The sequence below is a fragment of the Eggerthella sinensis genome, assembly GCF_003339815.1.
GTDB lineage: Bacteria > Actinomycetota > Coriobacteriia > Coriobacteriales > Eggerthellaceae > Eggerthella > Eggerthella sinensis.
Map to the genome: position 1 here is coordinate 1 of NZ_PPTT01000074.1, position 253 is coordinate 253.

Genomic DNA, 253 nt, shown 5'->3' on the forward strand with positions numbered 1-253 from the left:
GTGAAGGACTACATCGACACCAACGACTTCACCAAAGAAGAGCTGCTCGACATGATCGAGCTGGCCCGCTCCATGAAGACCATGATCAAGGAGGGCGGCCGCTACCCGCTGATCCTCAAGGACCAAACGCTCGGCATGATCTTCCAGCAGGTGTCCACCCGCACCCGCATCTCCTTCGAGACGGCCATGACCGACCTGGGCGGCCACGCGCAGTTCTTCGGCCCGGGCACCATCCAGCTCGGCGGCCACGAGA

At 62.5% G+C, this 253-nt stretch carries 1 pseudogene; it reads left to right on the top strand.

From position 1 onward, the window contains the following. Positions 1 to 253: pseudogene (locus tag C1876_RS17455) on the top strand (putrescine carbamoyltransferase); the annotation flags it as partial.